The following is a 12,163-nucleotide window of genomic DNA, read 5'->3' on the forward strand; positions in this document are numbered from 1 at the left end:
TATTATATCATCATCTTGGCTTAAGCTAAGAAATGAAAGGTGAAATTAAAATGAAAAAACTACTAAGTTTAGTAACTATGCTAACAATTAGTACTAGTTCAATGACAACATTAGTTGCAATGACACCAAATGAAATTAGAAATGATTTTACTAAATATAATCATTTACAACAAAATAATAATATAAATACTAACGGAATATATATTAAAAAAATTAAGCTATGAGGATTAGGCCAAGCAGGTTTATCTGGTGATACAGAATATAAAGGCGAAATTGGAATAGATCTTGTAAATAAAAAAATCATTTTTTTAGGAAATAATATTCCTGTTCATGTTTATTATGATGGGAAAAAATTAGATTCAAAAAGAAAACTTTATAAGATGGTAACGATTAAAAATGACAAAAATAAAATTATTAAACAAATTGCTATTAATGGAACTGACAGTATGCAGAGCATTATCAAAAAATATAAGTTACAAAATGGAATAACTTATAAAGAAAATTATTCAATTACTGTATGATCGGCTGAACCAAACCGTACAGGAATGTGACAATCAGGATTAGCACGACAAAAAGCAAACTCGACTACAACTAAATTAGAAAAAAGTGAATTAGATGATTTTATTCCAGTACTTAAAAAAAATAACATAGAATCGTCTGAAGCAAACCAGAATTTAGAAGAGTTGAATCAAAAGATATCTAATTTAGAAAAAGAGAAAAATAATTTAGTAAAAGAAAAAGAAGAAATTAAAAATAAGTTAAATCTAACTGCCCAAGAAAAAACTGCATTAGAGGAAAAAATTGCGAGTGATACAGCAGAGAATGGCAAGCTTAAGGCGGAGTTGGAACAAATTAAAGGGAATAATGAAACATTAGTTAGGGAACATGAAGCTAAGATTAAGGCTTTAGACTTGAAAATTGTTGATTTAACAAGCAAATTAGATAAGACTGCTGATGAAAAGATTGGTTTAGAAAAGAAAGCAGGTTTATTAGAAAAAAAAGTTGCTGAACTTGAAAATGAGAAAGCCGCTTTAGAAGAAGATAAAAAAAATATTGAAAATAAACTAAATGAAATAACTAAAACAAAAACAGCGTTAGAGGAAAAAATTGCGAGTGATACAGCAGAGAATGGCAAGCTTAAGGCGGAGTTGGAACAAATTAAAGGGAATAATGAAACATTAGTTAGGGAACATGAAGCTAAGATTAAGGCTTTAGACTTGAAAATTGTTGATTTAACAAGCAAATTAGATAAAAGTACTGATGAGAAGGCAGCTTTGGAAAATGAAATAAGAACTAAGACTGATGAAAGTAATAATCTTAAGGCAGAATTAGAACAAACGAAAAAGAATAATGAAGTGTTAGTAACGGAACAAGAAACTAAAATTAAGGCTTTAGACTTGAAAATTGTTGATTTAAAGGATAAATTAGATAATAGTCAGGATGCTGATGAGAAAGCGACTTTGGAAAATGAAATAAGAGCGAAGACTGATGAAAGTAATACTCTTAAGGCGGAGTTAGAAGAAACGAAAAAGAATAATGAAGTGTTAGTGACAGAACAAGAAGTCAAAATTAAAGAATCGGATTTGAAGATTGCTGATTTAACAAGCAAATTAGATAAGACTGCTGATGAGAAGGTGGCTTTGGAAAATGAAATAAAAGCGAAGACTGATGAAAGTAATACTCTTAAGGCGGAGTTAGAAGAAACGAAAAAGAATAATGAAGTGTTAGTGACAGAACAAGAAGCTAAAATTAAAGAATCAGATTTGAAGATTGTTGATTTAACAGCTACATTAAATAAGACTGCTGATGAGAAAGCTGCTTTAGAAGCGAAAACAGATTTATTAAAACAAAAAATTATTGATCTTGAAAATGAGAAAGCTGCTTTAGAAAAAGAAAAACAGGATGTTGAAAATAATCTAGATGAAATTACTGAAGCAAAAGATGCATTAGAGGAAATAATTGCTAGTGAATCAGAAGCAGATGACAAGTTTAAGGCGGAGTTAGAACAAATTAAAGCAGAAAATGAAAAATTAATTAGAGAACAAGAAGATAAAGTCAATGATTCAAACTCAAAAATTGCTGATTTAACAAATAAATTAGATAAAAGTGTTGATGAAAAGACTGCCTTAGAAAAGAAAACAGGTTTATTAGAACAAAAAGCTATTGACCTTGAGAATGAAAAAAATAAGTTAGAAAAAGATAAAAAAGATACTGAAAAGAAATTAAATGAAATTGTTGAAGATAAAAAAGCTTTAGAGGAAAAAATTGCGAGTGATACAGCAGCAACTGATAAGCTTAAAGCAGAGTTAGAACAAGTTAAAGGGGATAATGAGAAATTAGTTACAGAACACGAAGCTAAAGGTAAAGAATTAGACTTGAAAATTGCTGATTTGACAAGCAAATTAGATAAAAGTGTTGCTGAAAAGGCTGCTTTAGAAAAAGATAAAGAAAATGCTGAAAAGAAATTTAATGAAATTGTTGAAGATAAAAAAGCTTTAGAGGAAAAAATTGCGAGTGATACAGCAGCAACTGATAAGCTTAAAGCAGAGTTAGAACAAGTTAAAGGGGATAATGAGAAATTAGTTGCAGAACACGAAGCTAAAGGTAAAGAGTTAGACTTGAAAATTGCTGATTTAACAAATAAATTAGATAAAAGTGCTGATGAAAAGATTGCTTTAGAAAAAGACAAAGAAAATGCTGAAAAGAAATTCAATGAAATTGTTGAAGATAAAAAAACATTAAACGAGATAATTGTTAGTAAATCAGCAGAATATGAAAAAATTACAGTAGAGTTAGAAGAAATTAAAAAAAGCAATGGAGAGTTATTTCATGAAAAAGATGAAAAAATAGTTGAACTTGAAGAAGAAAACAAAAATCTTAAAACCTCAAATGAAGATTTATTAAAAATTAAAGAACAACTACAAAAGAAAATAGATGAATTAACAGAAAAATTACAAGGATAGTTAAATTAATTATTAATTTTGTAAATTGTAAATGCAGGTGCAACAAATTTATTAAATGAGTAATAACATATATTTAAATAAATGAAAAGAAATTAAAAATATGAAAAAGATTTTAAGTTTATTAAGTGTACTAACATTATCAGGTGCCACTATGTCAAATATTATGGCTATAAGTAATTATCAAAAAGAAGAAAAATTTAGTTCTATTATGGAAAATTTTGAATTAGAAACACCAATAACTAAAGTAACTGCTTTTTACTTTGAAAATTCTAATGAAAACACATTTGTTTGAACAAAAAAATTACCAATAGAAGCAAAATATAAATTCTTTAGTGTAAAATTAGAAGATAACAGGAAACATTGGGGTGAAGGTGCTGATTTTAATTATTTTAGTGAAATTTTTGCCACACAATGACCATACATGTTTAAAATTAATATTCTCTTAGTAAATAATACAGAAGTTGAAGAAACAATAGTTAATAATAGTTTTATCTGTAATCGAAAAGATAGATTTGGTGGAACATTAGCAACTGAGGTAATAAATTCAAAGTTAATTTTAAATTTAAAATATTCTAATAATTTAATAATTGCTAAATTTTTAGTTAGATCTAGTGTCAAAAATACAAGTTTATTTAGTTGAGTTAAAACTCAAGCAAAATTTTATTTTAAAATTATAATTTCTCAAGATATGTAAATTGTAAATACAATACTTTAATTAGAAAACTAGTTTAAAACCAGTTTTCTAATTATTGTTTCTACATATAATTTTGCATAACATTTACAAATAAATTTTTGGAAGAATTTAAATTTAAGCATTGTCATGGAAATAAACAAAAAGTTTCAGGACTAGTCCTGAAACTTTTTTTGTTGATCAAATAATAAAATTTTAATTAATTTTTATAATCCAAAGGTTAAAAAAGATTATTTGTTTTTAAATGTCTATATTTTTAAGAATCAAATAAGTATTTAAAAATATGTTGTAATAACCATGCATTTTTTTCTGCTTATTTTATTTTAAAATTTGGCATATTTTAAAAAATAATTTATAATTATATAAGGTGATAAAATGCAAGCAAGAACAAAAAGATTATTCTATTTAGATACTAAAAGAGTTGCAGCAATGGCAATTATTATTGCATTGTATATTTTGCTATCATGGCTAAGTAAAATATTAAACTTAGCAGTTTTTCCTGTTGCTCCATTTTTAAAAATAGAATTAACTGATTTTTTAATGTTATTAGCTGTGCGGTTGGTTGGAATTATTTATGCTAGTCTTTTAACAATTAGTGTTAGTTGATTACGAATGGCTTATTTAGGTAATGGCCCAATCGATGTTTTTGCTTTAATGTTAGCTGATTTAATCTTTTTACTTGTGTTTTGATTAGGCGATATTTTTCTTCGCAAAGGAATTAATCGTTTAATTAAAAATAAAACTTCAAAAAAGGTGGATTATTTAATAACAACAAGCAATGTTATTTTAGCAATTATAATTGTTTCATTCTTAATGACTTTGTTCAATTGATTATTTATTTATGATATGTACGCACGTTTCTTAAATTATACACCAGAGGCAATTCAATGATTTAAAAGTATTTTAGTTCCAATAATTATTCCATTTAATTTATTAAAATTTACAATTAATGGCGCAATTTTTATTGCAATTTATCGTGCTGTTATTCATTTAGAAAAACAATTTGCTGTTGTAAAAGAAAGTATGAAACTAAAACAACCATTTTATGATTTTGATATTGTTGATGAAATTTATTTTTAAAAAGCAAATGACCGAATAAAGAATGTGGTTGATAAAAAAACATAATAAAATAAGCATTTACAGACTGATTATATCAGTCTTTTTTACTCTTAATTACACATATACATAATGTTTGGGATTAGCCAAATATAAAGTTATCTGAGCAGTAGCTTTATTGAACTGATTTACTACTTAATTCTTTAACCATAAGTTGTTTATACTCCTTTCTGAAATTTCTGAAATTCTTTTAAATAATAATAGGTTAATCTCAAACATTATGTGTATGTGTAAAATGAAAGGAGAATGCTCAAGAATATTTTTCATTTTATTAATATTTTACAATTTAATTATATAAAACGTGTGATACTGTTATTTGTTTTTTATGGAAAGAGAAAATGAAGAAATAAAAAAGATATATTTAAATTTAATGCGTAATAAAAATAATACTTTAGATGATAAAAAAGAAATTAAAATAATTAGAGCAAAAATGACTGCAACTATGAAGGCAATGAAAGATATGCAAACAAGAATGCAAAAATTGGATAAATAATAAAACTAATTTTATAATTAGTTTTATTATTTTTTTATGTAATTTTTATTAGGATTTAAAATCATGTTATTATAAATTTATGATAAAATACTATATATTATTATAGGATAGGAGATTAAACATGATTAAAGGAGCATCTTTGTTTTCTAATGTAGGTATTGACGAATTTTATTTAAATGATGCAGATATAGAAATAGTATTAGCAAATGAGCTTTTAAAAAAACGTGCTGATTTTTATAGTCATATTTATCCAAATGTTGATATGATTTGTGGTGATATAACAGATAAGAATATATTTAAATTGTTAGTTGATAAATTTATAGAAAATGAATGTGATTTTTTATTAGCTACACCCCCCTGCCAAGGCATGAGTATTGCAGGAAAAATGAACAAAAATGATGAAAGAAATAAGTTAATTATTCAAGTTATAGAGTTTATTAAAAAAACTAGGCCAGCAAATATTATCATAGAAAATGTAACAGGCTTATTAAAATTTCCAATATGAATTAATAAAAATCAGAAAATTTTAATAAAGGATTATATTATAAATTCTTTAGAAAGTATTGGATATTATGTTAATTATGGCATATTAGATGCAGCTGATTATGATACTCCGCATTTTAGAAAACGAGCTATCTTTTTAATTTCTAAGTATAAATTATGAGAATTTCCTGAAAAAAAGAATCACATAACTGTTAGAGAAGCTATAGGCAAATTGCCAAGCTTAGAATCAGGAGAAAGTAGTGATATTAAATATCATTATGCAAAAAGACATAATGATAGACATATTCTTTGAATGAAGCACACACCTACAGGGACATCAGCATATGATAATGAAATTTTTTATCCACAAAAAAAAGATGGTTCTAAAATTAAAGGCTATAGTACTACATATAAAAGAATTTGATGAGATAAGCCTGCTCCTACAATTACGATGGGTAATGGATCAATATCAAGTCAGAATAATGTACATCCAGGTAGATTAATGAAAAATAATCTTTACAGTGATGCAAGGGTATTAACAATTCTTGAACTTTTAAGACTTGTTGGACTACCTGATGATTGAAATATACCTGAATGAGCATCTGATAATCTTATAAGGCATGTTTTAGGAGAATGTTTCCCACCTAAATTTGCATTAAATTTAGTAATGAATATCCCTAAAACTATTATTGAAGGAGAACCAAGTTATGAAAAAAGAAGATGAAGTGTCTAAATGACAGGCTCCAGGAAACGGTAATATTTTTGATTCTTTGCTTTCTGAAAAAGATTGTAGTAAGGCATATATGACTTATAGAACAATATGAGTATTAAAATTTTTTTATGAAAAAGAACAAGTAGAAGATAATAAGGAATTGGAAAATAAACTTTATGAATATTTAAAAAGTAACTTTAAAAACTTTGAGGATAATAAATCTGTAAAATCACACTTTTATAAGCCTGCATTATTTTATGGATTATTAACCAAAAAAGTAGTAGAAAATAAAAAATTTTTAGAATTATCGATCGATGGTAAAATTTTTTTAAATAATTATAATAATAATAAATTTGAAGAAGCAATTAATCATTTTATAATTTGCATGTTAAGAACATCATATCCTAATTCAGCAACAAAAGAAGTTAAAGATATATTTTTATTTCCTTTTAGAATAATGTTTTATTTATTACTTAAACGAAATTTTTTAACAAAAAATGAGGTTGAATTTTATTTGCCTTATATAAAAAAACCTATTGATGTTATTCAATTTGATGATTTTATAAAAAGGGATGATTTATCTTTTAAGAAATATGATAAATTTAATACATGAGTAATAAAGTCTTTAGTTAAAACAGAGATAATTAATTTAGAAAATAATCGGTATTCTATTAACAATAATGTAAAAAAATTTTTAGAAGATACCTTATCAGATAGTATTGAAAGTTTTTTCTTTGATGATTTAAAAGATGAATCTTATTTAGAGAAAAAATATAATATTAAATCTACTAAAGTTAAACGTAATAAAAAAATAGTAGATCAAATTCTTTCAAAAAGTGGTAATAAATGTTTTTTTGATAAAAAACATTATTCGTTTACTTCACCAAAAATGGATAATTATTTAGAAGCACATCATATAGTTCCTGTTTCAATGAAAGATTCATTTTCCCAGGATTTAGATGTTGAAGAAAATATGATTGCAATATGTCCAAATTGTCATAAATCTTTTCATTATTCTATCAATGATAATAAAATCAAAATTATTGATGAAGTATGAAAGAAAAAAACTAGTCTATCAAAATTAAAAATAACAAAAAATGAAATTTTACAGATATACATTAATAATTTATATTTAAAAAGTAGGTCTAAAATTAGTAAATAAAAATTAAATATTAAGCAATAAAAACAACTTATTTAAGTTGTTTTTATTTTGGTTTCGCAGAACAGGATAAACGCTTTTAGCTCGGCACTCCGAGATAATGCTGTGGTGATATACTAAGTGTGGCACCAAAATTTGCCTTTATAAAGGCAAATTTTAAGCATTTGTACCCACTAAGTGGGTACAAAGGAAGCGTAGGTGTGGCACAGATTTTTCCCTTTATAAAGGAAAAAAATCGATGTGAGTGGCACACCCTTATCCTGCTTCAAAAAATACGTTGTATTTTTTTGGAAGAAAATGTGCCACAGTTAGTGAAAATTTCCCTTTATAAAGGCAAAAAATGATGCCGTAGTTTAAAAAAATGTGCCATAGTTAGTGCCACACTTTGTAAGATTTTCCCTTTATAAAGGGAAAAAACAAACAAATAATTTTATAGATTAAAAGATACTTTGATATATAATTATATTAACTGGTAATCACACTACGAGACTTTTTGTTTATGGTGTGGTTTTTTATTTTCAGTTTTTTAAATTGTTTTTAAACTGATTCAGTTCAAATAAATGATGATTCTGTTTTTACATTTAAGGAGGGAAATTTTGACAAGTATAATACCAGAGAATTTAAAAAAAGCAAAAAAACAAATTACAACGTATTTATCATGAATGGATCTAATAGTTTTTACAATATATATTCCAATTTGAGGAAGTATGTTTGCATTAACAATAATTCCTTTTTGGATTAGAGGAATACTAGCATTTATTATATTTTTAAGTTTATTTTGAACATTATTTAATTCACCAAAATATAATTTAAAATTTTATATGCTTTTCTTAAATTGATTAAAATTTAAAATTAGTAAGAAAACATTTTCTAACAAGGAATTATCAGCAAATACTAGTTTACTAGTTCCTTATAATAAAATTATTGATGATTTTATTGAAACTGATGTGCTGCAGACTAAAAAACGACAATATATTGGTGTTTTGGAAATTAAAGGGTATGATTTATCAACTTATGATGAGTCAGAACAAATGATTAAATTAGATCAAATAGCAGATATTTTTAGATACTTAAATTTGCCTTTTACATTAGTAGTTGTAAATAAACCATTAAATTTAGAAGATAATGTTTTATTTTATAAAACTGTTAAAGAAAAATTAAAAAAATTAAGTGAATTTAAAAAAATTACAAAAGAAGAATTTCAAAGCCGTTGTGAATGATTAGATAGTTACATTGAAAATTTGGGAATGAATAATAACAGAAGTATTATGCATTATAAAAATGTTAAAAAATTTTATATGTATATTTATGCTGAAAAAATACAAGAATTAAAACAGCAAATATCTTTAGCAGAAGATAAAATATTTAATTCTGGATTGAGTTGTTTACCATTAAACAAGTATGAATTGGTTAACTCTATAAAATCAATTTTTAATCCATTCGAACCTGAATGAAGTCATAAAAATATTGATGATAATATAAATAACTTGAAAAAATTATTCAGAATGGAACAAATAATTTTTAATAAGAACGCAATAAACGCTAACGGTATCTATTATGGAGTAACAGGGATTCATGATTATCCATTTTTCCCAAATAATGGTTGAACAGCAAATATTGCTCCAACTGATACAACTTTAATATGAAATTTTAACAACGTAAGTTCAGAAGAAATAACTAAAGATTTAGAAGGAGCTATTTCTATGAATGAAACATCTCTATTTCAAACAAAATCTTCTAAAAGAATTGGAATCTCTAAATTAGGGAATAAGTTAGAAATTTTAGGTAATATGGTTAATACCATTACAAGCGGTAGTGAAACAATAAAAAGAGGTAACTTATTATTTTTACATTATGGAGTAGATAAAAAAACTGTTTTAAATTCAGTAAATCGATTAAGCCAATTATTAAAGGAAGAAAAAATATTAATTGATCGATTAATTTATCGTCAATTTGAAGGATATAGCTCTATAATTCCTAAATCTACGGATTCACTATTATTTGAATTAGGACGTGAAATGCCATGCTCAACGATAGCAAATGGCTTTATGTGAATAAATAATTCATTGAATGATAAAAAAGGAATGCTACTAGGATTTAATACGACAGGTGATATTTTGTTATGAGATCAGTTTTTTAGAAATATGGAACGAAAAAATTCTAATTTATTTTTAATTGGTACTAGTGGCGACGGCAAGACAACATTTCTAAAAAAAATTATTGCTTACAATACTTCACTTGGTAAAAAAGTGATTGTTATAGATCCTGAACGTGAATATACTGATTTATGTAAACATTTAAATGGGATTGTAATTGACTTAGGAAGTGGAGTAACTGGTATAATTAATCCATTACAAGTGATTCCTGGATTTGAAGAAAAACAAACAACTCAAAGTTTAATATCTGATCACTTACAGTGTTTAGAAATATTTTTTAAATATATTATTGAACTTAATGATGATGAACTACGTATTTTAATAAAATGCATTTATGAACTATATGATGATTTTAAAATAATTAATAAAAAAATTGAAGATATTAAAAATAATGAATTTCCTATTTTTTCTGATTTATTAATTAAATTAGAAAGTAAGAAAAATGAAAATGTTCTTTGCAAAAGATTGTATGAGATTATTAAATGAGATTTTACTGGAACAGGAAAATATTCACTATTATGAAATAATTACTCAACTATAAACTTTAATCAAAATTTATTTTATGTTTTAGATATAAAAACTTTGTTTCAAAAAAATCAAAGAATTTGTGCAGCACAAATGTGCTTAGTATTAAGGTATGTTTACAATTTAATAGATATCAATAGATTTAAGGAAAAAAATAATTTGCTTATAGTGATTGATGAAGCTCATATTATTATTGACCCAAAAAATCCAGAAGGTTTGATGTTTATGTTTAGAATGGTAAAAATGATTAGAAAATATTCAGGTGGAATTATTGTTGCAACTCAAAATATTCATGATTTTAAGCAAACTGATGTAATAGAAAGAGAAACAACAGCAGTTTTAAATAATTCACAATATGTTGGAATTATGGGATTAAAGCAAAAAGATTTAATTGATGTACAAGATCTTTATAGAGCAAGTGGGGGACTATCTAAGCAAGAAATAACATTTATTTCAAAAGCTGCAACAGGAGAAATGCTTTTTTGCTTATCTGATCACATTAGACATTGTATTACAGTTGAATATAACAACTTTGAAGTTGAGAAATTATTTGTGAAAAATGGAGGAGAATAATATATGGCCAAAAAAGTAAAAATATATGTATTTTTAGAACAAAAAAATTATAATATTTTAAAAAATACTAAAGTTAATGATAAATCAGATGCTACATTAGCTAAAAAAATTAATTTTATAATTGAAAGTTGAAATGAAAATGAAGAAAAAAAATCTTAATAAAAATGATATAGCAGAATTTATTAGATTAGAATATGATATAACAAAAACGACAAGTCGTAGTTTAGTCAATGAAGTATTTAATTTTTTAGAAACACAATTAAAAAATGGTCAAACTATAACAGTTACTGGTTTTGGAAAATTTTATGTTAAACCAAATTTACGTTTAAATAACCAAATGCATGGTAAAAAATATAATAAAAAAGCAAAATATACTGTAAAATTTTCAGCTTCAAGTAAGTTTAACAAAAACTATAGAAAGGGTGAAATAAATGAGTAAAAAGAAGAAAATTTTAAATTATCTTGAAATAAGACTTCGTTTTCACAATGATAAAGAGAAATTAGTTTAATTAATAAATTTGTTGCTGAAAATAGTCTAGAAATAGCTGAAACAAGCAAAAATTTTGTATTATGTAAAAAATTACTAAATTCAATAGAAATGGACGAGATAAATAATACTCTAAATTTTATTGATAAACGCATAAATAGTATTTTTGCTCCTCTTATAAAAAAAGAAATTAAAAATAGTGAATTATATAACACAAAAATAGCCGCTGAACTTTTAAAAAGAATAGAATATTTAGATAGTAAAAATACAGTAATACTAAACTGAATTCTCCAATTAAGCGATATTGATATTAATGAGGCAAACGAACCAAATGAAACTAATAAAGATTTATGATTGCGAGATCCTGATTTTTTAAATGAATTATATGAAGAATTAAAAATTACTTATGATAAATGAATTAAAAAAAGAGTAACTAAATTTGATATAACATTTGTTGTTTTATGAAAATAATTGGCTAATTTTTAAAAATTAGTATTTTTGTATTGTTTTTTTATTAAAATAATGTTTTAATTGAACCAAGTAAATAAGACATCAGTTTGTTTAATGCTTATTTTGAGAGATAAGCATTAAAATTATGCTCCATATCAACCACTTACTTTATTCAATCAAAGCAAATTTATTTTATTGAAAATAATCTTTAATATATGTTATGATTTCTATGGTATGCCCACGTAGCTCAGTAGGATAGAGCATGCGCCTTCTAAGCGTAGGGTCGTGAGTTCGAATCTCTCCGTGGGCGCCATTTAAATTGCAATAAAGAGTACCTTATTTAATAATTTAAATA

At 24.8% G+C, this 12,163-nt stretch carries 10 protein-coding genes and 1 tRNA gene; all 11 read left to right on the plus strand.

Going from position 1 to position 12,163, the window contains the following annotated elements:
• Positions 1–50 precede the first annotated feature (50 nt).
• The gene (locus tag S100390_RS01935; protein WP_070406624.1) at positions 51–2,963 is read left to right on the plus strand and encodes a hypothetical protein; all 2,913 of its coding nucleotides are present in this window, start codon (positions 51–53) and stop codon (positions 2,961–2,963) included.
• 55 nt (positions 2,964–3,018) lie between these two features.
• A complete protein-coding gene (locus S100390_RS01940) occupies positions 3,019–3,657 on the plus strand; it encodes a hypothetical protein (protein WP_083258387.1) in 639 nt (212 codons plus the stop codon).
• 372 nt (positions 3,658–4,029) lie between these two features.
• Positions 4,030–4,734 (plus strand): ECF transporter S component, encoded by a 705-nt coding sequence (locus S100390_RS01945; protein WP_070406625.1) that lies wholly within the window; start codon positions 4,030–4,032, stop codon positions 4,732–4,734.
• A gap of 361 nt (positions 4,735–5,095) precedes the next feature.
• Positions 5,096–5,263 (plus strand): hypothetical protein, encoded by a 168-nt coding sequence (locus S100390_RS05535; RefSeq protein ID WP_156768772.1) that lies wholly within the window; start codon positions 5,096–5,098, stop codon positions 5,261–5,263.
• A gap of 121 nt (positions 5,264–5,384) precedes the next feature.
• Positions 5,385–6,479, plus strand: a complete 1,095-nt coding sequence (locus S100390_RS01950) for a DNA cytosine methyltransferase (protein WP_070406626.1) — start codon at positions 5,385–5,387, stop codon at positions 6,477–6,479.
• Positions 6,454–7,620: an HNH endonuclease gene (locus tag S100390_RS01955; protein WP_070406627.1), complete on the plus strand. Its 1,167-nt coding sequence runs from the start codon at positions 6,454–6,456 to the stop codon at positions 7,618–7,620. The genes S100390_RS01950 and S100390_RS01955 overlap by 26 nt, the downstream gene beginning before the upstream one ends.
• Positions 7,621–8,213: 593 nt before the next feature.
• Complete coding sequence (locus S100390_RS01960; RefSeq protein WP_083258388.1) at positions 8,214–10,871, plus strand: Mbov_0397 family ICE element conjugal transfer ATPase; 2,658 nt, start codon at positions 8,214–8,216, stop codon at positions 10,869–10,871.
• Between the two features lie 3 nt (positions 10,872–10,874).
• Complete coding sequence (locus S100390_RS05405) at positions 10,875–11,030, plus strand: hypothetical protein (RefSeq protein WP_156768774.1); 156 nt, start codon at positions 10,875–10,877, stop codon at positions 11,028–11,030.
• Positions 11,011–11,310, plus strand: a complete 300-nt coding sequence (locus S100390_RS01965) for an HU family DNA-binding protein (RefSeq protein ID WP_070406628.1) — start codon at positions 11,011–11,013, stop codon at positions 11,308–11,310. The genes S100390_RS05405 and S100390_RS01965 overlap by 20 nt, the downstream gene beginning before the upstream one ends.
• A 159-nt stretch (positions 11,311–11,469) precedes the next feature.
• Positions 11,470–11,829, plus strand: a complete 360-nt coding sequence (locus S100390_RS01970; RefSeq protein ID WP_070406629.1) for a hypothetical protein — start codon at positions 11,470–11,472, stop codon at positions 11,827–11,829.
• A gap of 215 nt (positions 11,830–12,044) precedes the next feature.
• Positions 12,045–12,121 (plus strand) — tRNA-Arg (locus S100390_RS01975).
• The last annotated feature ends 42 nt before the right edge of the window (positions 12,122–12,163 follow it).

The organism is Spiroplasma sp. NBRC 100390 (assembly GCF_001886495.1).
Taxonomy (GTDB): Bacteria; Bacillota_I; Bacilli_A; order Mycoplasmatales; family Mycoplasmataceae; genus Spiroplasma.